Raw genomic sequence first — 25,312 nt, 5'->3', positions numbered from 1 at the left:
ATCTCCTTGCGGGTCCGCTTGCGCTTGCCCATGCCTTCGGCATCACCGAACGTCAGCTGCATCGATCGTCACCCTCATCGCGTTGCGCTATTGTCGCCCACGTCGGGGGAGTTGTTCAGAGTTTCCCTAAGCGACACAAGACCTGGGTTCACCCCCGTTTTCACGGACACTTACGATAAGGCCGATTGAGGCCGAGGAGTGTTCATGTCGAAGCGAAGGAAGTTCAGCGCGGAGTTCAAGCGCGGTGCGGTTGAGCAGGCCAGCCAGCCGGGTGTCAGCTGTGCCCAGGTGGCCCGGGAACTGGGGATTCGGGACACCCTGCTGACCCGCTGGAAGCGAGAGGCCCAGAGCCAGGGGGCGGTTGCCTTCGGGGGCGCAGGGACGCCTCGGGACGAAGAGATGGCGCGCCTGAAGCGCGAACTGGCCAGGATCAAGAAGGAACGCGATTTTTTGCGAGAAGCGGCGACGTTCTTTGCCAAGGGATCATCCTGAGGTATCAGGTGATCGAACGTTGCCGCGATGAGTTTCCGGTTCGACTGATGTGCCGTTGCCTGCGGGTGTCGGCCAGCGGTTATTACGACTGGAGCAAGCGCCTGCCCAGTGCCCGCCAACTCGACAACCAGCGCTTGCTCGGCCGGATCCGCGAGCTGCACGAGGACAGTCGGGGCACGCTGGGCGCGGGTCGGATGCAGGAAGATCTGGCTGATGCCGGCGAGACGGCCAGCCTGAACCGGGTCGCGCGCGTGATGGCGGCCGATGGCTTGCAGGGCTGGCCGCGGCCGAAGCAGCGTGGCAAGCGCGGCCAGCCGGCGCTGACGCCGCCGGGTGTGCGCAATCTGCTGGAGCGGGACTTCACCGCATTGGAACCGGAGACCAAGTGGGTCACCGACATCACCGAACTCAAGACCCGGCAAGGAAAGCTGTACCTGTGCATCGTGCTGGATCTGCTCGACCAGCGCGTCGTGGGCTGGTCGATGCACCACCGGCAGGATCGGCAGATGGTCATTCGGGCCGTGCAGATGGCGGTCTGGCAGCGTCAGGGCAGCGATCCGCTGATCCTGCATTCCGATCGCGGCAGCCAGTTCCGGAGCGGCGACTACCAGCGTTACCTGGCAGCCAACGAACTGGTGTGCTCGATGAGTGCGGTGGGCCATTGCGGTGACAACGCGGCTTGCGAAGGCTTCTTCGGCCTCCTCAAGCGCGAGCGGGTCTACCGCACGACGTATCCGACACTCGATTCCGCAAGATCCGATGTGTTCGAATACATCGAGCGGTTCCACAATCCGAGGATGCGGCGGAGGGTCGCCAGGCAAGATCAGAAGTTATCAGCTCTTTCACAACCGTCCGTGATTTCGGGGTAGAACCCCCTCCTTGTCACTGCCTGAGTGAATGATGACGCAATAGACTTGGCCGCCTGAGAAATGAGGGAACAACCCAGCTTGGCGAACTGTTGCCGCACACCTTTTGCCGGGAGCTAACTCGTACGGCAACTGAGGACCCTCAGGATATGGCACGATCCCGGCCGCCTTGCGCTTGCCGCGCAAGCGGTCAAGTGTTGAGGCGAACTCGTAGAAGGCCTAGTGAGTGATCGTGGTTGTCTTGTCACCACGATTTACGACCTCAATGTGCACCAGCTTCGTCTCAGTCGCGTCGCCGGCAACTTGCATGTTTGGAACGGCGTGGACTTTGAGGCGCACCCCAGCGCGGGCCCACTTGAAGATGTCCCAGACAAGGACAACCGTAGCAATGACGGCTCCCCACCAGGCGGCGACTTCGGATGCTGTCATGACGGCTAACACATGAATTAAGCCGCGCAGCGAAGCGGCGTCGGCTTGAATGACTTGTTAGGCCGCGGCCAGCTCAAGTTTGCCCACCCGCTTGAGGTCAACATGCTGCCGGGCTACCCACAGATCATGCGCGTCCTGCATGGCGAGCCAGCTCTCCGGAGAACGCCCAATTGCCTTGGAAAGACGCAGCGCCATCTCGGGGGTAACCCGGCTGGAGCCCTTGAGAATCCTGCTGAGGGTAGAAGCCGCCACGTCCAGCTTTTCCGCCAACTCGCGGCCGCTGATGCCATTCGGCTCAAGATAGATGTCAGTGATGAACTCGCCAGGATGGGGAGGGTTGTACATGGCCATCAGTGATAGTCCTCATAGTCAAGGACGTAAGCGTTCCCGTCCCGGAACTCAAACGTCAGCCGCCAATTGCCGTTGACCGTTACAGACCAGCGTCCGCGCATCTGTCCCTTGAGTGGGTGCAGCCGAAACCCCGGGATATCCATGTCCTCAATGGTCCGCGCCGTGTCCAAGGCAGCCAGCTGCATCCGAAGCCGCTTGGCATGACTGGCCTGCACCCCAGACGCATTGCCCGTCTCGAAGAGCTTGCGAAGGCCTTTGTGCCGGAACGATTCAATCATGCGGGGACTGTATCATGTTGCGCATCACGCAACAAGCGGCCTAACGCTTGAGTTAAGCCGCGCCGGCCGCGACCTGTCGAGTGGAGTATGGCTCCAGATGCGGCAGCGCTCAACGGCACCGAGGACGGCGTCGGCTTGAACGAATTGTTAGGCGCGTACCGGTAGCACCAAGCGAACAGCCCGAACGAAGCCCCCGACAATGATGGCGACGACAAGGCCGAAGAGTGCGAAGTAAAAAAACGCCAGTGGTTCCAGTGGGTCCGGAAGTCCCCGTTGCTGGATGACGCTAAGTACAAGAAATACCGCAACGGTAGATGCTGCGCTTGCCACGGAAGCAAGCCAGAACTTGCGCATGCGCCAATGCATTATGAGGGCTGCAATGACAGCCACACTTGCAAGAACGATCATGCCAGTGGGAACTTGTGAGAAATCCATACCTACGCTCCTTGTAGCGCCTAACGCCAGAATTAAGCCGTGCCGCGAAGCGGCATCGGCTTGAATGAATTGTTAGGGCGCAGTGCCCACTATTTGACCTTTGTAAGCCTAACCTTCTTGTCGCCACCCTTCCGCTGGCGAAAAATCTCAATTCTGTAGTGTTGGGGCATCGGGGCGTCAGGGCGGCGATGAGGCGTGGGCTTGGGTTGACGCTCCGGCTTGCCAATCTCTTCGCACGGCTCCCAGAAATCGTCCGACATAGAAAGCTGCTCAGGATGCGGTGGAGCCCTGGCTAAACTTCTCTCGAGATCTTTCAGCAACTCCGGTGAGTTTGCAGCCTCCTGACCCCAGCGGTCTTGCACTTCAGCTATGGCCTGATCCGAGGTGAGCTGTCCGGCCTGAACACGGTCAAAGAGGCTCTTCAGATAGTAGATCTCTCCACCGCTTTGCTTCGAGTTACCCCGCGCGCTTTTGCAACCGAAGTTCTGCTTCGCTTGGTCAAAGAGAGCGCTTGTGACGTACGACGCCTGCTGCCGGATTGCTTGAACACCAGACACAAACCCGCCGTAGTTGCCAATTGCCAGGTAGAGCGCTCCTGCAGTAGCGGCGATCTTACCGAAGCCCTTGATGGACCCTTCTTCAACTATCAGCGTAACCGCGTAGTCAGGCAGATTGAGGTGGGCCTCAACATACTCGTCCCACTGGTCAAACAGTTGCGTGGAATAGTCTCTGAAGTCGTCCTTATCAAAGACAGGAGACTTGATGTAGAAGGATGTTGTTACGACATCAAGCATCAGATCCCCCTGATCTGTCCCTGCGCCCTAACACCTGAGTTAAGCCGCGCCGCGAAGCGGCGTCGGCTTGAACGATTTGTTAGCTCGCACCGTGATGCTCATCTACGTGGGCTTGTACATTGTATACAGCGTGTCTTCGAAGCTTTTGACAAGTACAGCAACTGCCAAACCACCTTGGAGCCATTGCATAGCGCACAGCCGAGCCATTAGCTGCGCTTGCCCTAAGTGCGGTACTAATTGCGGCTGCTTGAAGAAATGAATTGCGACAGCAAGTGCCAGATCCTGCGTTGAGTATGGAATGGGCCCAGAACTCAGAGCCAGTGCTTGCTCGCGAATACTTGACTGGTCAATCACTCCCCCCAGAAGATCGATCTCAGCCAATGCAATCGCCTCTTCAACGTTTGCGCGTTTCGGCGGAGGGGGGTTGCCGTACACGGCATGTATGAACTTGTCTAATGCAGTCTCAGGCTTCTTCTTGCCAAATAGCCCAAACATAAAATTCCCCTGTGGTGCTTGCTAATTTTCCCATGCGATTGGCTACGAAGTTTGATATAGCTAACTTCATAATTGAGTTGCGCTATGAATCAGCTTCAGGCTGAGTGACTTAACAGCTCAATCTGCTAGCCTGATGGGTCCGAGTCGCTCTTCATCAGGTTGCTCGCGACCAAGTAGCCAACTATTGCCCCTGGGATAGTTCCCGCAATTGCCGATCCCATACCCGCTACGCCAAAGTAGGATCCGCAGAGCGCCCCTACCATTGCCCAAGCGTACGCAGCGCGTTTACGACGCCACGTCCATAGATTGGTGCTTATGTAGTTCCTGTTCGCGGAGTACCAAAGCACGCCGATTACGCAGATGACCAAAAATGTGAACACTCAACCCCCCTCCGCTAGGTACTATTTATTCTCCGGTGAACCAAAAGTAGATGACGGTTCCTCTCAAGATGGGATCATCAATGTACTTCAGCTGATCGGCAAACAGTCGCGCCATGCCAGCCATCGTCGGCAAGTCTTGATTACTAACCGCTCGAAGATAGCTTGAGAGCACTGAGCCGTCTTGAACTTCTAGCTGAAAGCTGCTTTTTGCCTCCGCAACCATCGGCACAATAGATGCCGAGCTGATCATGGCAACATCCAGATCATCCGAATGAGACGCGCTCTGTATTATCTCAGGTGCAATGGCGCCTAACTGTTCAAAAATGTAAAGTTCAGGATCGATATCTTCATTCTCGCAGAGATCGGAATCGACTGGATCTTCGTTTAAGCGGATCTCTTGAACCGCTTCTAGGAACTCATTGTTCGGGTGCCGCATCCACGGTTTGCAGGCCGCGTAGAGATCCTTTACAAGATCTCCGTACAGTGATTGGTTTTCGTCACGAACAAGATTAACAACTAGTTCGTAACCTTGCTGGCCGACACACTCAACAGCCATCTTTCTATCAGTACCAACCACGGTGGGGATGATTGCTGCAAGGCCAAACGCTTGATCGAAGAACTCTTGAAACTCCTGACTACTGAGATGCTGCCGGCTTTTCGCTAGATCGACATGGTTTTGTACAACTTTCACTAGCCGCTCTCGCATATCCTTCGGGAATGCTGCTGCCCTCACCCCTGTCCTTTGGATCTCTTGATCGAGCCGAGTGCTATCTCCAGCCTTTCGTAACCATTTGAGCATGTCTGATCATTCCTTATGCCGTCGGACCTAAGAGCTAACACCTAAGTTAAGCCGAGACGCGTAGTGGAGCAAAGCACATGGCAAGCTATACCTGCCATGTGCTTTGCGGAACGAAGCGGCTTCGGCTTGAACGCATTGTTAGGCGTCATCCTTGCACTCCATAGACCAGCGGGACAAACCGGCCGCCGAACTGTGCCACTGCTGCTCTTAGTCCCGGGGTATCAACCGCAGCCGCATCATGCTGCCCAATAGCTGCGAACACCAAGATGCAGTCCGAGCTGACGCGAAAGGAATCTGGTGTGAAGTCGCCCGACTTTGGATCTAGAAGCAGCGGAAAGTTCTGCTCGTATGCCGCAAGAACCGCAAGCTTACGAAGGTCAAGCTCATAGACGGAGTAGTGATGGGGGACGAACTTTAGCTCGATGATGGCCGCAACATCGCGCTCCTTGAGGACCACGATGTCTGGGACAAAGCAGCCGTGTCGCTCCACGGTGATCTGCGGCTCGCAAAGAATGACGTGATCAGACAGTCGTGACCGGAGCTCGGCATACATAAGCGAGTGCAGCGTGCACTCTGAGTTGATTAGCCCATGTTGGTAGGCGTCACACGCAGTGGACCATGCTTCTTGAAGTGCGATAGAGGTAGTCATGACGCCTAACACTAGAATTAAGCCGCGCTGCGAAGCAGCGTCGGCTTGAATGATTTGTTAGGGCGCATCTGACGGGTAGCCGACAGCGTAAGGAGGGCCACAACGGCGCGCCACCTCCGGATAGTTTCGCTGTACATGTTCGTCCGAAGCGTCCCCTCCACCGAATTTAGCAGGCACGTTGAATCTTGCGGTCTCTCCTGTGTGGATGTTCTGGATGGACCGCCCCGAATTATCGCGCACCAACTCTATTCCTTGGTACCACAGGACGGTTGTGTCCAACTGCCCATCGAGTGAGCGGACCTTTACGCATCCATCCGCGACTACGAGAGTGCCTTCGAAAGCTGCCGTCAGCCAAACTTCTTCAAGTCCAGGCGGCGGGGAAGCTAGCTGAGGAAAAAATGGTCGCGGGTGCTCCGGCTGGCTATGAGCGCACCCGAAGAGGAGCAAAGCGACAAAGCAGAAAGGTGCGGAACTCTTCATGTGCGGCCTAACGCCTAAGTTAAGCCGCGCCGCAGCGGGGCGTAAAGCACATGGCATGCTGTACCTGCCATGTGATTTGCGTCCCGATGTGGTGTCGGCTTGAACGCATTGTTAGGCGCCGCCCGCGAGCTGCTTTGCCCGAATACGGCGCTGTAGTTCTATGAAATCATTCATGGCAACGTTAAGCGCACAGTCCGTTGGAATTCCAGCGAGGCGGTAAATGTGGGCAATAACTGTCATGAAGCAAAAGTTTGTGATGACGAAACAATTGCTCACGCATTGAAACAGGACGCCCAAGGAAATGTCGCCACCAATCAGTCCTTGGCCGTCCCGATACAATGCATGAATTGCCCGGCCGCCATGAACTAAGCCGCATAAGGGGTTCCATGTGTTGGTCACCATTCGAGAGAATTTTTCTGGGTCATCTAGCGGTGAGTCAGCAAGTTCGTTGATGAAAGCTTCGACGCTCTGAGCAAGTGATTTGGTTCCGAGCACCTGCCATTTGCCATTCTCGTTCTTCTGTCTGACTCCTACGTCATTCTCCAGGAAGTCCTCCCGCTGTTCTTCATCGGCTAAGAAGCCAAGAAAGACTCCTCTGAGAAAATTCTCAATCTGAGAGCGATGCAGCGCTAAGGCAGGAGCGCCCATGTCGCGGAAGTTTGTCTCGATGAGGAACAAAAGGCCTCTGCCATGGTCACAAGCTGCCCGAATCAACTGCAGGGATAGATAATGGTGTTCTGCTTGAACAGGAGGCAGGTCACTTAAAAAGGCGATTGCCTGCTCGTTAACGTTACGCGCACTTGCGGCAAGCGCCGTAAGGTCGCCCTCTGTTACAGGCTCAACTCTGCTCCATTGTTCAACGACTCGATGCACAGCGTCGGACAAACTGTTTTCGTTTGGCACTGCCGAAGTCTCCCGCAGGGCGCCTAACACCAGAGTTAAGCCGTGCCGCGAAGCGGCATCGGCTTGAACGACTCGTTAGGCCGCCGTTCCCTGGCACTTGCGCCCGAAGTGCGGCAACCCAACCCCTGAGGCGAACAGTACAACAAGCGCCGTGTCTGGTGCTGCCGAAACGCACCATGCGCGCGGCCAAGAACTCTCACCGCGCACTGCCCGAAGCCGACCCGGCAGGTTGAATCTTGCGGAGAGTCGCGCCTGTCCAAAGCCGAGGCACACAAAGCTCGCTGCCAATGCCGTCACCGCGCGTGCAAAGAGCCAATCGCAACAGGCAGACCGGATGCGACAAGCAACCGATAACCGGTGCTGCAACAGTGCCGAGAACAAGGCCTAACACCAGAATTAAGCCGTGCCGCGAAGCGGCATCGGCTTGAATGACTCGTTAGGCCGCCGATGCCCAGCACCTGTGCCGTACGGCCCAACCCCTGAGCCGAACACTACAACAGCCCTTGCCAGAACGCTTGGGTTGGCGTTTGGCACGACCGGAGCTGGATGGCCGGTGCGCGCGGCCAAGAACTCTCACCGCGCTCTGTGCGAAGCCGACTCGGCAGGTTGAATCTTGCGGAGAGTCGCGGCTGTCCGAAGCCGAGTTGCTGCAGGGCTGACTGCCGATGCCTACACCGCGCGTGCGAGGTGCGAACGCTGCGGATAAGCGAGGCGCCGCAGATTTCCTGGAGCCCGGCAACAACAGTGCGGGAAACAAGGCCTAACGCTTGAGTTAAGCCGCGCCGGCCGCGACCTGTCGAGTGGAGTATGGCTCCAGATGCGGCAGCGCTCAACGGCACCGAGGACGGCGTCGGCTTGAACGAATTGTTAGGCGCGTACCGGTAGCACCAAGCGAACAGCCCGAACGAAGCCCCCGACAATGATGGCGACGACAAGGCCGAAGAGTGCGAAGTAAAAAAACGCCAGTGGTTCCAGTGGGTCCGGAAGTCCCCGTTGCTGGATGACGCTAAGTACAAGAAATACCGCAACGGTAGATGCTGCGCTTGCCACGGAAGCAAGCCAGAACTTGCGCATGCGCCAATGCATTATGAGGGCTGCAATGACAGCCACACTTGCAAGAACGATCATGCCAGTGGGAACTTGTGAGAAATCCATACCTACGCTCCTTGTAGCGCCTAACACCAGAATTAAGCCGTGCCGCGAAGCGGCATCGGCTTGAATGACTCGTTAGGCCGCCGATGCCCAGCACCTGTGCCGTACGGCCCAACCCCTGAGCCGAACACTACAACAGCCCTTGCCAGAACGCTTGGGTTGGCGTTTGGCACGACCGGAGCTGGATGGCCGGTGCGCGCGGCCAAGAACTCTCACCGCGCTCTGTGCGAAGCCGACTCGGCAGGTTGAATCTTGCGGAGAGTCGCGGCTGTCCGAAGCCGAGTTGCTGCAGGGCTGACTGCCGATGCCTACACCGCGCGTGCGAGGTGCGAACGCTGCGGATAAGCGAGGCGCCGCAGATTTCCTGGAGCCCGGCAACAACAGTGCGGGAAACAAGGCCTAACACCAGAATTAAGCCGTGCCGCGAAGCGGCATCGGCTTGAATGACTCGTTAGGCCGCCGATACCTGGCACCTGGCCCAACCCCTGAGCCGAACACTACAACAACTTGCCGCGCCTTTGCCGTGCCCGAGTGCGGAGCCGAGAGCGGCAACTCGCGCGGCGACGAAAGCTCACGGCCAGCGACACGAGGCCGACTCGGGATGATCATGCTTGCGCTGAAGCCGCGCCTGTCCGAAGCCGGGGTGCTCCACGAGCGCCTGTCGATGCCTTCACCGCGCGTGCGAGGTGCAAATGCAATGAATGAGCGAGGCGCTACCGCGTGCCTGAAACCCGGCAACAACAGTGCGGGAAACAAGGCCTAACGCCTGAGTTAAGCCGCGCTGCGTAGTGGCACGGCGTTGTGCTAGAAGCTAGCACAAAAGGCCGGGCCACGAAGCGGCGTCGGCTTGAACGAATTGTTAGGTCTTTGTGGCGCAGAGCTTCAAATTTCTTGTTGAATGTAGCCTGGTAGTCTCAGCAGCAATGGTTTGAACCACTCTGCATGCAGCCCAAAGATCTTCTTGATCCCACGAAGGAGATTCATAGCGCGCAGATACGAAAGGTGGGAAAACTTGAAGGTCGTGAGCAACTTTTGAGAAAGTTACGGTATTAAGTACAGGGCTGCATTCTCGGTGCGCCGTAGCAAGATCATGGTTCAAATCCTTGATCTGTTTTTCCGTAAAATTTCGCTGCTCAACTAGTATTGCTTTGAAGAAAATTTCGGCCGTCAGCCGATAGCTTAGAATTGCTTTTGGATTTGATCTTGTGTCTAAAAGTAGAGAATTTCCCCCGGAAAGTTCTGCTTGTGCCGAGTTAAATAACGCGGTGGCATTGGAGTTGGAGAACGAAGATTCCGTGCTCCCGTAACCATAATCTATGCAATTTAGCCAATGCTCTGTGTATTGCTTCATCTCTGAGGAAGAATTTAAGAGCTCATGTTTGATCAATGCTGGCATATTCTGAAGGCTGTCACTTGGAGAAAGGATGACTTCGCCGAAAATTATGGGTACCTCTACTGGCCAGAAAGCTGAATCAAAATAGAGAACTCCGGTGTATACGGACCCAACTTGATGAGCCCCTGACGGGCTATTTTTCTTGAACCATTCGAACACGAAGGTCGAGATGGGATGATTGAACGGAATTGAAAGATTATTCTGAGCCGTCAGTTCGGAGAGTGCTAAGAATGGGCGCTGTTTGTGAATAATGTTCTTGGCTCGATACTCCTGATTCTTCTTGTAGAGCCAGTCCGACAACTGAGGTTCGTCGAATTTCATTACAAAGACCTAACACCTGAGTTAAGCCGCGCCGCGAAGCGGCGTCGGCTTGAATGAATTGTTAGCCCGCACCCGCGAACTATGCGTAAACGGGGTTTCCATAGCCATCTGTCGTGTAGCTACCGCGGCCGTCACAGCGAGCGCAGTTCTCGACCTCCCCAAGACACGCGCACTTCACGACATTCCGCTCTTCCTTCATGGCCTTGGCATAAACCTTACGTTCTTGCTCTTCATCAGCCTTTATCTTTTCCCACTCCGCCTGACTCACTTTGGCAATCTTCGCCTGAAGTTGCTCTATGTGCCTAGCAGCTTCCAGATTTCCTTGGTGTTCCTTATGCAGTTCCATCTGGAGCTTACGAATCTCTGCCTCGCGGCCGGCAAGCACAGAGTCACTCCTTCGTCTTTCTTCATCCCACAGAGCAAGTGCTTCGTCGTGATGCTTCCGAACCATCTCAATTTCATGTCGAAGTTGTTCTGTCTCATCAATCGCAGATGGTTGCTCTGAGAAGAGGGAGCCATCGGGCCTTCGGACAATGAAGCCGTCATCGTCTCCGCGTGTGACGGAGAACCCTGGGTTCCTTCTGGCGATCTCAAGAGCGTCACGATAGTTCATGAGCCACCTGTGCGGGCTAACACCAGAATTAAGCCGCGCCGCGAAGCGGCGTCGGCTTGAATGAATTGTTAGCCGCCGCTCGTAGACCTGCCACGCTCCACTCTCGCGGGCAGGACGAACATGAGCTCGGCTAGAGCACGTACGAAATCGATGACGCGCTCTGCATCAGCGCTGGTTGGAAGAGCGGCGTTGTCATCCGCGTGTCGCTGGCCATTAGCCTCCAGACGCACCTCGTGCGCCCAAGCAGCCATGTCACTGGTAATGATGTGGTCAGTTGCTGCCTGGTCTATGCGAGTGTAGAGGCTGCCCGCGGTGTAACCCTTTGACTTGAGCATTGCATCGACTGAACTCGCGGCGAGCATGACTGCCCCTGCCGGAGCGTGTCGAGAGTTCATTGCTTGAAGCAAATACTCACGAGCGGTGCCCGGTACTGCCTCATCGATCCCTGCCATGGGAGGAAAGATACCTATGACCCGCTCATTCAGCGCACCGGAGAACGCTAGAACGGCTCCACCACAACGACTGCAGACATAGACTCCCCAGTGCCGAGGGTTGGAGGCATCGAATGCTTTCGTCTGCATGTTGTGGACGAGCCTTAGTGACGGACTATCCACGCCACAGTGCGGACATCGCGTAACGGCTAGCTGTCCAATCAGTCGCATAGATACCCCTTGCGGCTAACACCAGAGTTAAGCCGCGCCGCGAAGCGGCGTCGGCTTGGACGAATTGTTAGGCCACACCCTGCGGTGCCCGCCGGCCTGTGCGGAAGACAGTGACGGACATCAGCACTAGGGAAGCTGCTAATGCGACATCGAGAAGCCGTTGGATCAGTCCTCTCCACGGTGCGACATCCGGCTCCACCATGGTCAGGAATAACACTGGGAATGCGATGCCCGTGAGGAACAAGAAGGCGCGGCGTAGCTTGAACCGCCGAAATCCAGCGGCTAAAGAGACAAGCGCGACGCCAGCACCCATGCCGAAGTAGGCAACGACCGCCATAGCATTGTGCAGGTTTTGGCTCGTTGATCCCTCAAGAGGACAGCCGGGGTCGCAAGGGGCTATAGCCCCAAGAAGGAAAGAAAACGGGAGCGACCAAAGGAGCCAGAAGCCGACACGACTCGCGCCCGAAACCTGGGCAATCGGCGCAGCCGCCACCATGAAGGCTGACAATAAAGCGGCAGTGGCAACGTAGCCCGAATACGTAAGGGTCCCCGCCCACGGTGTGCCAGTAGCGTTGTACTCGCTTACGAAATTCGACAGCTGCGAATAGCCGGGCTTTATTGCGGCACCGGTGAAGTAGAACGCCACCACGTACAGGATGGATGCTCCCAGCAGGATGCGACTAAGTTGTGCTCTTTCCATGGCATTCCCCGTAACGTGCTGTGTGGCCTAACACCTATTCGAAGACAAGTCGGGGTGTAACGTCGCCCCGTAACCCGTTGTTTTCCCCGTCCCGCATCCGGGATTTTCCTACAACCACAACGGCTTGCGTCGGATGTGGGTGCCTAATCCTGGTGCGTAATCTTGGTGCTGGATGCCGCTGACCAGGAAGGTCGATGGGACGCTACCACCCCACGGATCGGGGAACAACGAGTGATGGAGTCAGCGCCGGTGAGAGCCGTCCGGGCGGGCTGCTGGAGCGGATGCGGGGGCGGATCCGACGGCTCGGGCTTGCCCGCAGGACGGAGGATGCCTATGTGGGGTGGGCCGTGCGGTTCATTCGCGCCAACGGCAGGCGGCATCCGCGCGAACTTGGCGGGCGCGAGGTGGAAGCGTTTCTGACCTCGCTTGCGGTATGTGGAAATGTCGCGCCTTCCACCCAGAACCAGGCCCTTGCGGCACTGCTGTTCCTTTACCGCGAAGTGCTCGGGCAGGACCTGCCGTGGATGGAGGACATCCGTCGCGCGAAGAAACCGCGCCGGCTGCCGGTGGTGCTGTCGCGCGAGGAGTGCGCGGCCGTGCTCGGAGAAATGTCGGGCGTGCACTGGCTGATGGCTTCGCTGCTGTATGGCAGCGGCCTGCGGCTGATGGAGTGTGTGCGGCTGCGGGTGAAGGACGTCGACTTTTCCCGCGGCGAGATCACAGTGCGGGGTGGCAAGGGCGGGCGGGATCGCCGCACGATGCTGCCCGGGGCGTTGTTCGCGCCGTTGCAGGCGCAACTGGAGGAGGTGCGGCGGATCCATCGCCGTGATCTCGACGCGGGATATGGTGCGGTCTGGCTGCCTTCCGCGCTCGCCGTGAAGTTTCCGACCGCGGCCCGTGAACCCGGTTGGCAGTATGTATTCCCGTCGGGCGCGCGCAGTATCGATCCGCGCAGCGGTATCACCAGGCGCCATCACCGCGATGAGAAAGGGCTGCAGCGTGCCTTCCGGCTGGCGGTATGCAATGCCGGGCTGGTGAAGCCGGCCACCTGTCACACGCTGCGGCATTCCTTCGCGACCCATCTGCTGGAAGCGGGCTATGACCTGCGCACCATCCAGGAACTGCTGGGGCACAAGGATGTATCGACCACACAGATCTATACGCATGTGCTCAACCGCGGTGGTCGCGGCGTGCGCAGTCCGCTCGACACGGTGCCCGCGTGAGCACTGCGCACGTGCATCCGTTGGGGGCCGCGGTGGCCACGGCGCTGGTCGCAGGGGCCCTTGGCACATTGCTGCTGCCAGCCTTGCCGGCATGGCCCTGGTGGTGTGTGGTGGCGGTTGTCGGGCTCTACGGCTGGTGGCGCGGCGGTGCATGGCGCGTCGGCGGTGCGTTTGCCTGCGGTGCGTCCCTGGCCGGCCTGCACGCGGTGTTCGCGCTCGCGCTGCAGTTGCCGGCGGAGCTCGAGCGTGCCGACGTGCCGCTCTTCGGGCGGGTGGTGGGACTTCCCGAGCACGACGTCGACCGCACCCGCTTCCTGTTCCGCGTCGGTCGCGGCGACGCGATGCCCGATGCGCTGCAGGGGCGCCTGTTGCGGCTGGCCTGGTATGACGACCGCGATGGCACTTCCACCGGCCGGCATGCGCTGGAAGCCGGCAGTCGGTGGGCCTTCACGGCGCGCGTACGTGCGCCGCGTGGACTGCGCAATCCCGGCTGGTACGACAGCGAGAAGCACGCCTTTGCACGCCGCATCGCCGCGGTGGGATACGTCCGCGACCGCGAGCCGGCGGTGCCGCTGCGCGCCGGGCAGGGCATCGACCGCTGGCGCGAACAGGTGGCGCAGCGGATCGGGGCCGCGGTGCCCAGTGCGTCGTCGCGCTACGTGCGTGCGCTGGCGCTGGGCGATACGCGCGGGCTCGACGAGATCGACTGGGAAACGCTGCGCGCCACCGGCCTGACCCACCTGATCGCCATTTCCGGCTTCCATGTCGGTCTGGTCGCGGGTTTCTTCGCGCTGCTGGCCGCAGGGGTATGGAAGCTGTGGCCTCCGCTGGGCCGGCTCTTGCCACGGCCGCATGCGGCGGTGCTGGCAGCGTTTTCCGCGGCGCTGTTCTATGCGGCGGTCGCCGGCTGGGCGCTGCCCACGGTGCGCACGGTGCTGATGATCGGCGTCGCGATGGCCGCGCGCCTGTGGCGGCGCCCGCTGGGCGTGGCCGATGCGCTCGCACTGGCCGGCATCGCGGTGGTGGTGGTCGATCCGCTGTCGCTGCTCACTGCCGGCTTCTGGCTCAGCTTCGCCGGCGTGGCCTGGCTGGTCTGGTGTCTGCCGGATGCGCAGGGCAAGCCGGTGCTGGCCAGCTTCCTGCGCGCGCAGTGGGTGGCCACGCTCGGCCTGCTGCCGCTGACGGTGATCCTGTTCGGGCAGGCATCGCTGGCCGGGCCGGTCGCCAACCTGGTCGCCATTCCATGGTGGAGCCTGGTGGTGGTGCCGCTGTCGCTGCTCGGCACGGCACTCGATGCCGTGCACGCGGGCTGGGGCGCCGGCACCTGGCGGCTGGCCGCGTGGTGCTTCGATCTGAGCTGGCCGCTGTTCGAGCGGCTGGCGGCCAGCGGCGCCTCGCTGTGGTGGCTGCCGGAGGCGCGCTGGTTCGCGTTGCCGCTGGCGGTGCTGGCGGCGTTCTGGCTGCTGCTGCCGCGGGGTGTGCCCGGCAAGCCGCTGGCGGCGCTGTTGTGGCTGCCGCTGCTGTGGCCCGATCGCCAATTGCCCGGGCACGGGGCCGCCGACATCACGGTGCTCGATGTCGGGCAGGGCCTGTCGGTGCTGGTGCGCACCCGCCACCACGCGCTGCTGTACGACATGGGGCCGGCGGTTCCCGATGGCTACGACGCTGGCGAACGCGTGGTGCTGCCGGCCCTGCATGCGCTGGGCGTGCGCCGCGTGCACGCGCTGGTGGCCAGCCATGCCGATCTCGACCATGCCGGCGGGCTGGCGGCGGTGCGGCGCAAGTTTCCGGCAGCGCCATTGTTCGCGCCCGAACATGCCGGTCTCGAGGGTGCGGCGCCGTGCCTCGCAGGAAGCAGCTGGGCGGTGGATGGCGTCGGCTTCCGCTTCCTGCATCCGCCGCTGCACTTTCCCGATTTCCGCAACGAGGCCAGCTGCGTGCTGCGGATCGACACCGCGCACGGGGCGGTGCTGTTGGCCGGCGATATCGGTGCGGTCGTCGAACGCGAGCTGGCGCGCGCGGATCCGGCCGGGGTGCGTGCAGAGGTGGTGCTGGCTGCGCACCATGGCAGCGGGAAATCGTCCGATCCGCTGTTCGTTGCCGCCACCGGCGCCCGGCATGCGCTGGTGTCGACCGGCCACGGCAACCGCTTCGGGCATCCGCAGGCCGACGCGGTCGGGCGCTGGGAAGCGGCCGGCGCGGGCGTCCACGACACCGCGGCAGGCGGGGCGCTGCGGGTCCGGCTGGATGCGCGGGGCGTCTCGGTCGCGGAACGCCGCGCCAGCCATCCACGGCTGTGGGATGCGGCCCGCCGCCAGGCACGCATGGCGAACGGCGAGTAGACCGGGGGCCTGCGCGTCCATCGCATCGACCTGCGCGATGGGGTCGTCGCCAGGCGCTGGCCGTCGGTGACCCCGCGGGAGTGCGCGCCATCCGGCCTGCCGCCGCTGCGCCCCACGGTGGCTACGCTATCCTAGCGCCCGGTTTTCGTGGACGGCCGCTGCGGCCCGGGGAATACGACGTGCTTGAACTGGTCAAGGCCGGCGGCTGGCCGATGATTCCGCTGTTGCTGCTGTCGGCGGTGGCGCTGGCGATCGTGGTCGAGCGGTGCTGGGCGCTGCGTCGCAAGGCGGTGCTTCCGCCGGGCCTGGGCGACGAGGTCCGCGCCTGGGCTGCACGTGGACGACTGGATGCGACCCATATCGAGTCGCTGCGCCAGACCTCGCCGCTGGGCGCGCTGCTGGCCGCCGCGCTCGACGTGCGCAACCGCAGCCGCGAGGAGATCCGCGAGCGTATCGAGGACACCGGCCGCCATCTTGTCCACCGCATGGAGCGCTATCTGAATGCGCTTGGCACGATTGCCGCCGCGGGCCCGCTGCTGGGCCTGTTCGGCACCGTGGTCGGCATGATCCAGATGTTCATGGGGGTGATGGACCACGGCGTCGGCGACGTGAACCAGCTGGCCGGCGGCATCGGCAAGGCGCTGGTGTGCGCGGCGGCCGGGATGATCGTGGCGATCCCGGCGCTGATGTTCCACCGCCATTTCCGCGCCCGCATCGACGGCTACATCGTCGAGATGGAGAGCGAGGCGATCCGCCTGATGGACACGATCGACCCGCGCAGCCGCCGCCCCGCAACCGCCGGTGCGCCGGTGGCGCCCGCGGTGGGCGACCCGGCGCTGGCCGTGCAGGGCTGAGCCATGCGCATCCGCGACCGTCGCGCCCGCGACGAGCCCGAGCTCAACCTGGTGCCGCTGATCGACGTGATCCTGGTGCTGATCATCTTCTTCGTGATCACCACCACCTTCGACGCGCGTTCGGTGATGAAGCTGGAACTGCCGCGCGCCGATGCCGAGGACACCCAGGCGCAGACGCAGTCGCTGAGCGTGCTGGTCAATGCCGACGGCCGCTATTTCGTCGACGACCGCGAGGCCCTGCGCACCGACGTCGAATCGCTCAAGCGCACCATCGCGGAAGTCGCCGGCGACGACCGCCAGCGGCCGGTGCTGCTGCGCGCCGATGCACGCACCCCCCACCAGGCCGTGGTGACGGCGATGGACGCGCTGGGCCAGCTTGGTTTCCGACAGATTTCGATCGCCACCGCGCCCGACGCGGCGACGCGTTGAGCCGTATCCGATGACCCAGCAGCAACCCAAGCCGCCAGCCGCCTGGCCGATCTATCGCCGCCTGCTCGGCCACGCCGGCCGCTACTGGCCGCTGCTGGTGATGGCGATGATCGGCATGGTCATCGAGGCGGTTGCCGGTGGTGCCTTCGTGTACCTGATGGGCCCGTTGACCGACGACGGCTTCGTCAATCCGCAACCCTGGGCCGCGATCTGGCTGCCGTTGGCGATCGTCGGCCTGTTCCTGATGCGTGGCGTGGCCACCTTCGCGTCCGACTACGGCATGGCACGCACCGGCCGCAGCGTGGTGCGTGACATGCGCGAGCTGGTATTGGGCAAGTACCTGCGCCTGCCGAGCGCGCGCTTCGACGACGAGGCGGTGCCGGCGATGGTCAGCCGCCTCAACTTCGATACCGAGCAGGTCGCCCAGGCCAGCACCGACGCGCTCAAGGTGCTGGTGGCCGATGGCCTCACCATCATCTTCCTGCTCGGCCTGATGCTGTGGACCAGCGTCAAGGTGACCATGGCGATGATCGTGGTGGTGCCGCTGATCGGCGTGCTGGTGTGGGTGGTCGGCCGCCGCTACCGGCGCATCAGTTCCGGCATCCAGACCGGCATGGGCGATCTCGCGCAGAGTGCGGAGCAGTCGCTGGCCGCGCAGCAGGACGTCAAGGTGTACGGCGCGCAGCGCTTCGAGCAGGACCGCTATTCCACGCTGACCAACCGCGTGCTGCGGCTCAACATGAAGGTGGAGACCACCCGCGCGATCGCTTCCGGGCTGGTGCAGATCTTCGCCGCATGCGCACTGGCGGCGATCATCTGGGTGGCCACCCGCGAGGCGTTGGAACAGGCGCTGTCGCCGGGCGAATTCGTGCAGCTGATGACAGCGATGATGGGCATCATCCCGTCGTTGCGGCGCATCACCAACGTGCAGAGCGTGATCGGCCGCGGCGTGGCGGCTGCCGAGCGCATCTTCGCCATCCTCGACGCCGACGAGGAGCGCGATGTCGGCGGTCGCCCGCTGGAACGCGCGCGCGGCGAGCTGCGCTTCGAGGGCGTCGGCCTGCGCTACGAGCGCGACGCCGGGCATGTCGCGCTGGAGGACATCAGCTTCACCGCGCGCCCGGGCACGGTGACCGCCATCGTCGGCCGCTCCGGCAGCGGCAAGACCAGCCTCGTGCGCCTGGTGCCGCGTTTCTACGAGCCCACCAGCGGGCGCATCATCCTCGATGGCGTGCCGCTGGACGAGTACCGGCTGGCCGACCTGCGCCGGCAGATCGCCTTGGTCGGGCAGCGGGTGATGCTGTTCGATGATTCGGTCGCGGCGAACATCGCCTACGCCGCCGATGCCTCGCCCGAGGCGCTGCGCGCCGCGGCGGAAAGCGCCAACGCCTGGGAGTTCATCGAACGCCTGCCGCAGAAGATGGATACCGCGATCGGCGAGAACGGCTCGCGGCTGTCGGGCGGCCAGCGCCAGCGCCTGGCGATCGCGCGCGCGATCCTGCGCGATGCACCGATCCTGATCCTCGACGAGGCCACCGCCGCGCTCGATACCGAATCCGAACGCCTGGTGCAGGTCGCGCTCGACCGCCTGATGCCCGACCGCACCACGCTGGTCATCGCGCACCGGCTGTCCACCATCGAACACGCCGACCAGGTGCTGGTGCTCGACCACGGCCGGCTGGTGGAGCAGGGCACGCATGCCGAGCTGCTCGCGCAGGGCGGCCTGTATGCGCACCTGCACCGGATGCAGTTCCGCGACGGCGACGCATGAGCGGTCGCACCCGCACCCCGCCGCGCTGGTGGTTCGACGGCGCCGCCCCACCGCTGTGGTCGCGCCTGCTCGCGGGCGTCTACGGTAGTGCCGTGGCGGTGCGCCGCGGGTTGTATGCGCGCGGCCTGCGCCGGCGCCTGGGTGCGGATGCGCCGGTCATCGTCATCGGCAACCTGATTGCCGGTGGCAGCGGCAAGACGCCGCTGGCGATCGCGCTGGTCGAGCGCCTGCGCGATGCCGGCTGGACGCCCGGCGTGGCCAGCCGCGGCTACGGCCGCGACCGTGCCGAGGACGCACTGTGGGTCACCGCCGACACGCCGGTGGCGCTGGCCGGTGACGAACCGTTGCTGGTGGCCCGCCGCACCGGCGTGCGTGTCCGGGTGGACCGCGACCGCGCGGCCGCCGCCCGTGCGCTGGTGGCCGCCGGCTGCGACGTGGTGGTGTGCGACGACGGCCTGCAGCACTACCGGCTGCGCCGCGATCTCGAGATCGAGGTGATCGATGGCCGCCGCCGCTACGGCAATGGCCTGCTGATTCCTGCCGGCCCACTGCGCGAGCCGGCGGAACGCGCGGGCGGCGTCGCGTTCCGCGTGGTCAATCGCGGGACCGCGGTGCCGGGTGAATCGGGATCCGAAAGCACCGGCTTCGGCGAATGGCCGATGCGCCTGCAGTCCACGCGCGCGTTGCCGCTGCTGGGCGGCCGCCCGCTGTCGCTGGATGCCTTCGTCGGCAAGCGCGTGCACGCGGTGGCCGGCATCGGCGATCCCGAGCGTTTCTTCGCCGGGCTGCGCGCGCGCGGGATCGGCGTGGTGCCGCATGCGTTCCCCGACCATCACCGCTACCGCGCCGGGGACCTGCAGTTCGGCAGCGACCTGCCGGTGCTGATGACCGAGAAGGACGCGGTGAAGTGCGCGGCGCTCGCCGGCGACCGCCACTACAGCGTGCCGGTCGATGCCGGGCTCCCCGAGGCGTTCTGGGTGGCGCTGCTCGATCGCCTGCGGGCGTTGCGTACCGGTCCGGGCTGAGCCGCACGCCATGCGTGGCATCATCGCCGGATGACTCCAGACTTTGTCGTGGCCATTCCGGCCCGCCACGCATCCACCCGTCTGCCGGGCAAGCCGCTGCAACCGCTGGGCGGCGAACCAGTGGTGCTGCACGTGGCCCGGCGTGCGCTGGCCGCCGGCGCACGTGACGTCTGGGTGGCCACCGACGACCCGCGCATCGCCGAGGCACTCGCGTCCACCCCGGTGCACGTGGCGATGACCCGCAGCGACCATGCCTCCGGCACCGACCGTCTCGCCGAGTGCGCGGAGATCGCGGGGTGGAGCGATGACACCATCGTGGTCAACCTGCAGGGCGACGAACCGTTCGCGCCCGCCGATGGCATCCGCGCCGTGGCGGCGCTGGTGGCATCGAGCGGCGCGCCGATGAGCACGCTGGCGGCACCGGTCGAGGATGTCGAGACGCTGTTCGATCCCAACGCCGTCAAGCTGGTGCGCGCCGCGAACGGTGATGCGCTGTATTTCAGCCGTGCACCCGTGCCGTGGCCACGCGACGCTTTTGCGCAGGCGCGCGACCGTCTGCCTGCCGGCCACACCTGGCTGCGCCACATCGGCATCTACGGCTATCGCGCCGGCTTCCTGCGCGCGTTCGCGGCGATGCCGCCGGCGGTGCTGGAGCAGGTGGAGGCGCTCGAGCAGCTGCGCGTGCTCGAAAGCGGGCACCGCATCGCTGTCGGCCTGGCGCCGTCGCCGTTCCCGCCCGGGATCGACACCCCCGAAGACCTAGCGCGTGCCGAAGCGCGCCTGCAGGAGCACCGCAATGCCTGAGCCCACGCGTCTGCTGGTCGTCTGCCTGGGCAATATCTGCCGTTCGCCGATGGCCGAGGGCGCGCTACGCCGGCAGCTGGCCGGGGCCGGGCTGGACCACGTGGAGGTGGATTCCGCCGGCACCAGCGACTGGCATGTCGGCAATCCGCCCGACCCCCGCGCCATCGCCACCGCCGCCCGCCATGGCGTCGACCTCTCGGGTCTGCGCGGGCGCCAGCTGGCCACCGCCGATTACACCCGTTTCGACTGGCTGCTGTGCGCCGACCTGCAGAACCTCGCCGACGTGCGTGCGCGGAAACCCGCGAACGCCACCGCGGGCATCGCCCTGCTCACCGACTGGGCCGGGGTGATGACCGGCGATGGCGCCATTCCCGACCCCTACACCGGCGGCGACGACCACTTCGAGGATGTGTGGCAGGTGGTCGAGGCCGCCGCTCGCGGCGCGGTGCGCCGGCTGCAGGCCCCGCATCACGGCGATGACGCATAATCCCGCGATTGCGGCTTCCGGACGGCCCATGGAACACACGCTCGCCCCCGAGTTTCCGGCCAGCCTCGACTGGCTCAACACCACCGAGCCGGTGCGCATGGCGCAGCTGCGCGGCAAGGTCTGTGCGCTGGCCTTCATCAACGCCGGCTCGGCGTGGTCCACCCAGCGCCTCAACGACCTCGCGCACCTGCATGCGCGCCACGGCGAGCGCCTCAACGTGGTGGCGATCCACGTGCCGAAGTTCGAGCACGAGCGCGATGCACGCCGCGCCGGGCGGCGGCTGCGCCGGCAGAAGTTCGAGTTCCCGCTGGCGCACGACGCCGACTGGGTCGCGTGGCAGCAGTTCGGCATCGAGGCGTGGCCGACGGTGGTGCTGATCGACGGCGACGGGCGCATCCGCGACCGCGTGGTCGGCGAAGGGCCGATCCGTGAACTGGACATGCGCGTGAGCCAGCTGATCGCCGGGCTGGTGCCGCGTTCGCGCAGCACCCGGCCGATCGAACTGCGTCGCGGCGGCGAGCCGGGACTGCCGCTGCGCTTCCCGGTGGGCATCGCGCTGTCGGGCGGTTATCTCTACGTGGCCGACAGCAACCACCACCGCGTACTCGAGTGCGACCAGGGCGGGCGCGTGCTGCGCCAGTTCGGCAGCGGCGGCCCGGGCTTCATCGATGGCCCGATGGAGCTGGCGGCGTTCAACCGCCCGCACGGCATCGCCATCGAGCGTGACACCCTGTATATCGCCGACAGCGGCAACCACGCGGTGCGGCGCATCCAGCTGCGCACCGGCGATGTCGATACCGTGCTCGGGGCCGGGCGCCCGGGCACCGCGGAGCCGGGAATCGTCAGCGATCCGCGCGCGGTGATCCTCGACCAGCCGCGCGCGGTGGCGCTGGCCGGCGGGCACCTGTACGTGGCCTGCGCCGGTGACAACCGCATCTGGGATCTCGACCTCGGTCAGCGCGAACTTTCGCTGCTGGCGGGTTCCGGTGCGCTCGACGTCGTCGACGGCACCGGCGAGGCGGCCGCCTTCGCCGAGCCCGTCGGCCTGACCGCGGTACAGCAGGCGGTGTACGTCACCGATGCCGCCGGGTCCGCGATCCGCAGCGTGAACGTGCGCACCCGCCAGGTGCAGACGCTGTTGGGGCAGGGCGCGTGGGAGTTCGGCCGCGCCGACGGGCAGCGCGTGGATGCGCGCCTGCAGCAGCCGCAGGCGCTGGCGCTCGACCCCGACTCGCCTCGCCTGTGGATCGCCGACAGCGGCAACGACGTGCTGCGCACGCTGCGCCTGGGCGGTGGCGAGCTGGGAACGTTCGAACTGCCGCGGCCGCTGCATGGCCCCTCCGGGCTGGCGGTGGCCGATGGCGTGGTGTGGATCGCCGATACCGATGCGCATGCCGTACTGCGGCTGGACACGCGCGACGGCACGATGAGCCACGTGCCCATTGGCGAATGATGCCCGTGGGCGGCCCATGAGCCCGGGCAGGAACCGCGGCGATGGCGCCGGGAGCTTCGACGGCAAGGCGTTCGTCAGCACGCTGAGCACCGCGCCCGGGGTCTACCGCATGCTCGCCGCCGACGGCGCGGTGCTGTACGTGGGCAAGGCGGCGTCGCTGCGCAAGCGCGTGGCCAACTACTTCAGCGCGACGCCGAAGCCGACGCGGATCATGTCGATGGTGTCGCAGATCGCGGCCATCGAGGTCACCGCCACGCGTACCGAGGCGGAAGCGCTGCTGCTGGAAAACCAGCTGATCAAGTCGCTCAAGCCGCGTTACAACGTGATGCTGCGCGACGACAAGAGCTACCCCTACGTGTTGCTCACCGGCGACGAGTGGCCGCGGCTGGCGTTCCACCGCGGTCCGCGCTCGATGCCCGGGCGCTACTTCGGGCCATACCCGAGCGCCAGCAGCGTGCGCGAGACGCTCAACGTCATGCACAAGCTGTTCCGCCTGCGCAGTTGCGAGGACAGCGTGTTCCGCAACCGTTCGCGGCCGTGCCTGCAGTACCAGATCGGCCGCTGCAGCGCGCCCTGCGTGGATCTCGTGGATCCCCGGGACTACGCCCAGGCCGTGCATCGCGCCAGCCTGTTCCTCGACGGCCGCAGCAGCGAACTCAACGAGGAACTCGCACAGGCGATGGAGCAGGCGTCTGAAGCGCTGGAGTTCGAACGCGCCGCGGCGTTGCGCGACCTCATCGCCACCATCCGCGGGCTGCAGGCGCGCCAGTACGTCGATGGCAGCATCGCCGACCTCGACGTGCTGGCCTGCACGATGCAGGGCAGCCAGGCCTGCGTGATGCTGCTGGCGTTCCGCGATGGCCGCAATCTCGGTACCCGCGCGTTCTTCCCGCGCACTGCCGGCAGCGAGGATCCCGCCGAGGTGCTGGCCGCGTTCGTCTCGCAGTACTACGCCGAGCAGCCACCGCCGCGCGAGATCGTGCTCGATCGCGCGATCGAGGATGTCGCGCTGTTGCAGGAGGCGTTCTCGATCAATGCCGGGCGGCGCGTGCAGATCAAGACCAGCGTGCGCAGCGAGCGCGCCGGTTACGTGGAACTGGTGCGGCGCAATGCGGCGCTGTCGCTGGCCGCGCGCATCGACAGCCAGTCGGCGCAACAGGCGCGGCTGGACGCCCTGCGCGAACTGCTGGGGCTGGACGCGGCACCACGGCGCATCGAGTGCTTCGACATCAGCCACACCATGGGCGAGGCCACCGTGGCGTCGTGCGTGGTGTTCGACGGCGAGGGTCCGGTGCGCTCGCAGTACCGCCGCTACAACATCACCGGCGTGGTGCCCGGCGACGACTACGCCGCCATGCACCAGGCGCTGACCCGGCGCTTCCGACGCGCAGCCGCCGCGCTCGCCACGCCGGAAGCTGCAGCGGATGGTGAGCCGGCCAGGGAAGCCCGCGAAGCGGTGCTCCCGGATGTGCTGCTGATCGACGGCGGCGCCGGCCAGGTGGCGCAGGCACGCGACGTACTGCAGTTGCTCGGCATCCCCACGCGCAGCGCCGGCAATCCGGACGGCGTGCTGCTGGTCGGCGTGGCCAAGGGCGAGGCGCGCAAGGCCGGCCACGAGACGTTGCTGCTCCCCGACGGCCGCGAACTGAAGCCCGGGCCGGAATCCGCGGGCCTGCAGCTGGTCCAGCAGGTGCGCGACGAAGCGCACCGTTTCGCGATCACCGGGCACCGCGGGCGCCGGCAGAAGGCACGCAGCGTGAGCCGACTGGAGGACATTCCCGGCATCGGACCACGCAGACGCGCTAACCTGTTGCGGCATTTCGGCGGACTCGCCGGCCTCAGGGCCGCCGGTGCCGAGGAGATCGCGCAAGTCGAGGGCGTCAACGCCGCGCTGGCGCGACGCATCTACGACAGCCTGCACGGCACCGATTCCGCGACCTGACCGAATGAAGCTCACCATCCCCACCTGGCTCACCCTGCTGCGGATCCTGATGATCCCGCTGCTGGTGGTGGTCTTCTATCTGCCGTTCAAATGGACCAACTTCGCGTCCGCGGCGATCTTCGGGGTGGCGGCGATCACCGACTGGCTGGATGGCTGGATCGCGCGGCGCTACCACCAGTCGTCGGCGTTCGGTGCCTTCCTCGACCCGGTGGCCGACAAGCTGATGGTGGCGGTGGCGCTGTTCCTGATCGTGCAGGGTCACCCGACGCCGTGGATGGCGTTCTGGGCGGCGGTGATCGTGGGTCGCGAGATCGCGGTTTCCGCGCTGCGCGAGTGGATGGCCGAACTCGGCCAGCGCGCCACCGTACGCGTCGCCGCGATCGGCAAGTTCAAGACAGCGGTGCAGATGGTGGCGCTGCTGTGCCTGCTGTATTCGGTCACCCCGGATCGCCCCGCGCGGGCCACGCCGTGGATGGGAGAAGTGATCTTCCACGTCGGTGACTGGCTACTCGCGGCAGCCGCGTTGTTGACGCTGTGGTCGGGCATGTTGTATCTGCGCGCAGCGTGGCCGGTACTGATGGAAAGCGAACAGAAAGGTGTTGACACCACCCGAAGTCAGGTTAGAATTTCGTCTCCACCGCGGGAATAGCTCAGTTGGTAGAGCGCAACCTTGCCAAGGTTGAGGTCGAGGGTTCGAGCCCCTTTTCCCGCTCCAGTTTCCACAGGACCCCGCTTGCGGGGTCTTGTTTTATCCGCGAAGCACACCGGTTTTTTCCGCTAGACTTCGCAC

Annotated in this window: 25 protein-coding genes and 1 tRNA gene; 13 read left to right on the top strand and 13 right to left on the bottom strand. The window is 63.8% G+C overall.

From position 1 onward, the window contains the following. Positions 1–204: 204 nt before the first annotated feature. Positions 205–1,361 (top strand): IS3 family transposase gene (locus LDO11_RS10110; protein ID WP_232141427.1). Its coding sequence is split into 2 segments (ribosomal slippage): positions 205–445 and positions 445–1,361, totalling 1,158 coding nucleotides; the frame shifts between segments, so codons are not numbered across the junction. Positions 1,362–1,844: 483 nt separating this feature from the next. Here LDO11_RS10110 and LDO11_RS10105 read toward each other — a convergent pair. The 13 genes from LDO11_RS10105 to LDO11_RS10050 form a co-directional block, all read right to left on the bottom strand. After that, positions 1,845–2,138, bottom strand: coding sequence for a HigA family addiction module antitoxin (locus LDO11_RS10105; RefSeq protein ID WP_232141426.1), 294 nt, complete (start codon positions 2,136–2,138; stop codon positions 1,845–1,847). Further along, positions 2,138–2,416: a type II toxin-antitoxin system RelE/ParE family toxin gene (locus LDO11_RS10100; RefSeq protein ID WP_232141425.1), complete on the bottom strand. Its 279-nt coding sequence runs from the start codon at positions 2,414–2,416 to the stop codon at positions 2,138–2,140. Before LDO11_RS10100 ends, LDO11_RS10105 begins: the two co-directional genes overlap by 1 nt. 147 nt (positions 2,417–2,563) lie before the next feature. After that, entirely contained in the window at positions 2,564–2,851 is a 288-nt protein-coding gene (locus LDO11_RS10095; protein ID WP_232141419.1) for a hypothetical protein, read from the bottom strand. 89 nt (positions 2,852–2,940) lie between these two features. Then, positions 2,941–3,645 (bottom strand): hypothetical protein, encoded by a 705-nt coding sequence (locus tag LDO11_RS10090; RefSeq protein ID WP_232141424.1) that lies wholly within the window; start codon positions 3,643–3,645, stop codon positions 2,941–2,943. A gap of 102 nt (positions 3,646–3,747) precedes the next feature. After that, positions 3,748–4,026: a hypothetical protein gene (locus LDO11_RS10085; RefSeq protein WP_232141423.1), complete on the bottom strand. Its 279-nt coding sequence runs from the start codon at positions 4,024–4,026 to the stop codon at positions 3,748–3,750. Positions 4,027–4,545: 519 nt separating this feature from the next. Continuing rightward, positions 4,546–5,319 carry a hypothetical protein gene (locus tag LDO11_RS10080; RefSeq protein ID WP_232141422.1) on the bottom strand — a complete coding sequence of 258 codons (774 nt, stop codon included), beginning with the start codon at positions 5,317–5,319 and terminating at the stop codon, positions 4,546–4,548. Positions 5,320–5,464: 145 nt separating this feature from the next. Then, the gene (locus tag LDO11_RS10075) at positions 5,465–5,872 is read right to left on the bottom strand and encodes a hypothetical protein (protein ID WP_232141421.1); all 408 of its coding nucleotides are present in this window, start codon (positions 5,870–5,872) and stop codon (positions 5,465–5,467) included. Positions 5,873–6,559: 687 nt separating this feature from the next. Continuing rightward, positions 6,560–7,351 carry a DUF6988 family protein gene (locus LDO11_RS10070; RefSeq protein WP_232141420.1) on the bottom strand — a complete coding sequence of 264 codons (792 nt, stop codon included), beginning with the start codon at positions 7,349–7,351 and terminating at the stop codon, positions 6,560–6,562. Positions 7,352–8,218: 867 nt separating this feature from the next. Further along, a complete protein-coding gene (locus LDO11_RS10065) occupies positions 8,219–8,506 on the bottom strand; it encodes a hypothetical protein (RefSeq protein ID WP_232141419.1) in 288 nt (95 codons plus the stop codon). An 856-nt stretch (positions 8,507–9,362) separates the two neighbouring features. Next, positions 9,363–10,217 carry a hypothetical protein gene (locus LDO11_RS10060; protein ID WP_232141418.1) on the bottom strand — a complete coding sequence of 285 codons (855 nt, stop codon included), beginning with the start codon at positions 10,215–10,217 and terminating at the stop codon, positions 9,363–9,365. 79 nt (positions 10,218–10,296) lie between these two features. Then, positions 10,297–10,830 (bottom strand): hypothetical protein, encoded by a 534-nt coding sequence (locus LDO11_RS10055; RefSeq protein ID WP_232141417.1) that lies wholly within the window; start codon positions 10,828–10,830, stop codon positions 10,297–10,299. Between the two features lie 68 nt (positions 10,831–10,898). Beyond that, positions 10,899–11,225: a DUF4145 domain-containing protein gene (locus LDO11_RS15935; protein WP_435574630.1), complete on the bottom strand. Its 327-nt coding sequence runs from the start codon at positions 11,223–11,225 to the stop codon at positions 10,899–10,901. Positions 11,226–11,559: 334 nt separating this feature from the next. Then, positions 11,560–12,192 (bottom strand): DUF998 domain-containing protein, encoded by a 633-nt coding sequence (locus tag LDO11_RS10050; RefSeq protein WP_232141416.1) that lies wholly within the window; start codon positions 12,190–12,192, stop codon positions 11,560–11,562. A gap of 281 nt (positions 12,193–12,473) precedes the next feature. On the opposite strand from LDO11_RS10050, the gene LDO11_RS10045 reads away from it, so the two are divergent. The 12 genes from LDO11_RS10045 (at position 12,474) to LDO11_RS09990 (ending at position 25,237) form a co-directional block, all read left to right on the top strand. Continuing rightward, positions 12,474–13,415: an integron integrase gene (locus LDO11_RS10045; RefSeq protein WP_129137225.1), complete on the top strand. Its 942-nt coding sequence runs from the start codon at positions 12,474–12,476 to the stop codon at positions 13,413–13,415. After that, the gene (locus LDO11_RS10040) at positions 13,412–15,757 is read left to right on the top strand and encodes a DNA internalization-related competence protein ComEC/Rec2 (protein ID WP_232141415.1); all 2,346 of its coding nucleotides are present in this window, start codon (positions 13,412–13,414) and stop codon (positions 15,755–15,757) included. Before LDO11_RS10045 ends, LDO11_RS10040 begins: the two co-directional genes overlap by 4 nt. 179 nt (positions 15,758–15,936) lie before the next feature. Beyond that, complete coding sequence (locus LDO11_RS10035; RefSeq protein WP_232141414.1) at positions 15,937–16,611, top strand: MotA/TolQ/ExbB proton channel family protein; 675 nt, start codon at positions 15,937–15,939, stop codon at positions 16,609–16,611. A gap of 3 nt (positions 16,612–16,614) precedes the next feature. Beyond that, positions 16,615–17,040, top strand: a complete 426-nt coding sequence (locus tag LDO11_RS10030) for an ExbD/TolR family protein (protein WP_232141413.1) — start codon at positions 16,615–16,617, stop codon at positions 17,038–17,040. Positions 17,041–17,050: 10 nt separating this feature from the next. Continuing rightward, positions 17,051–18,811: a lipid A export permease/ATP-binding protein MsbA gene (gene msbA / locus LDO11_RS10025; RefSeq protein ID WP_232141412.1), complete on the top strand. Its 1,761-nt coding sequence runs from the start codon at positions 17,051–17,053 to the stop codon at positions 18,809–18,811. After that, positions 18,808–19,836 carry a tetraacyldisaccharide 4'-kinase gene (gene lpxK / locus LDO11_RS10020; RefSeq protein ID WP_232141411.1) on the top strand — a complete coding sequence of 343 codons (1,029 nt, stop codon included), beginning with the start codon at positions 18,808–18,810 and terminating at the stop codon, positions 19,834–19,836. Before msbA ends, lpxK begins: the two co-directional genes overlap by 4 nt. A 30-nt stretch (positions 19,837–19,866) precedes the next feature. Further along, positions 19,867–20,640, top strand: a complete 774-nt coding sequence (gene kdsB / locus LDO11_RS10015) for a 3-deoxy-manno-octulosonate cytidylyltransferase (RefSeq protein WP_232141410.1) — start codon at positions 19,867–19,869, stop codon at positions 20,638–20,640. Beyond that, positions 20,633–21,127, top strand: coding sequence for a low molecular weight protein-tyrosine-phosphatase (locus LDO11_RS10010; protein ID WP_232141409.1), 495 nt, complete (start codon positions 20,633–20,635; stop codon positions 21,125–21,127). Before kdsB ends, LDO11_RS10010 begins: the two co-directional genes overlap by 8 nt. Before the next feature lie 28 nt (positions 21,128–21,155). Beyond that, positions 21,156–22,580 (top strand): redoxin domain-containing protein, encoded by a 1,425-nt coding sequence (locus LDO11_RS10005; protein ID WP_232141408.1) that lies wholly within the window; start codon positions 21,156–21,158, stop codon positions 22,578–22,580. A gap of 16 nt (positions 22,581–22,596) precedes the next feature. Further along, entirely contained in the window at positions 22,597–24,522 is a 1,926-nt protein-coding gene (gene uvrC / locus LDO11_RS10000; protein WP_232141407.1) for an excinuclease ABC subunit UvrC, read from the top strand. Between the two features lie 4 nt (positions 24,523–24,526). After that, positions 24,527–25,171, top strand: coding sequence for a CDP-diacylglycerol--glycerol-3-phosphate 3-phosphatidyltransferase (gene pgsA, locus LDO11_RS09995; protein ID WP_232141406.1), 645 nt, complete (start codon positions 24,527–24,529; stop codon positions 25,169–25,171). After that, positions 25,162–25,237: transfer RNA gene (locus LDO11_RS09990), tRNA-Gly, on the top strand. The genes pgsA and LDO11_RS09990 overlap by 10 nt, the downstream gene beginning before the upstream one ends. Positions 25,238–25,312 lie beyond the last annotated feature (75 nt).

Origin of the sequence: Alterluteimonas muca (genome assembly GCF_021191595.1) — a bacterium.
Lineage (GTDB): Bacteria > Pseudomonadota > Gammaproteobacteria > Xanthomonadales > Xanthomonadaceae > Luteimonas > Luteimonas muca.
This window is presented reverse-complemented; position numbering and strand designations above follow the sequence as displayed.